This window comes from Sulfobacillus harzensis, assembly GCF_012933365.1.
GTDB classification, from domain to species: domain Bacteria; phylum Bacillota; class Sulfobacillia; order Sulfobacillales; family Sulfobacillaceae; genus Sulfobacillus_B; species Sulfobacillus_B harzensis.
The window spans coordinates 1-234 of the sequence record NZ_JABBVZ010000387.1 but is presented as its reverse complement, the minus strand read 5'-3'; the positions used below and the strand labels follow the sequence as shown (position 1 = coordinate 234).

Annotated in this window: 1 pseudogene; it reads right to left on the bottom strand. The window is 71.8% G+C overall.

Going from position 1 to position 234, the window contains the following annotated elements:
• Window positions 1-169 (bottom strand): annotated as a pseudogene (locus HIJ39_RS23590) (pentapeptide repeat-containing protein); the annotation flags it as partial.
• Window positions 170-234 lie beyond the last annotated feature (65 nt).

Sequence of the window (234 nt, the reverse complement as noted above, 5' to 3'; positions counted from 1 at the left end):
CCCCGCTCAAGTTGGCCCCGCGCAAGTCGGCCACGCTCAAGTCGGCCCCGCTCAAGTCGGCCCTGCTCAAGTCGGCCCCGCGCAAGTCGGCCACGCGCAAGACGGCCCCGCTCAAGTTGGCCCCGCGCAAGTTGGCCCCGCGCAAGTTGGCCCCGCGCAAGTCGGCCCCGCTCAAGTCGGCCCTGCTCAAGTCGGCCACGAGCAAGACGGCCCCGCTCAAGTTGGCCCCGCTCA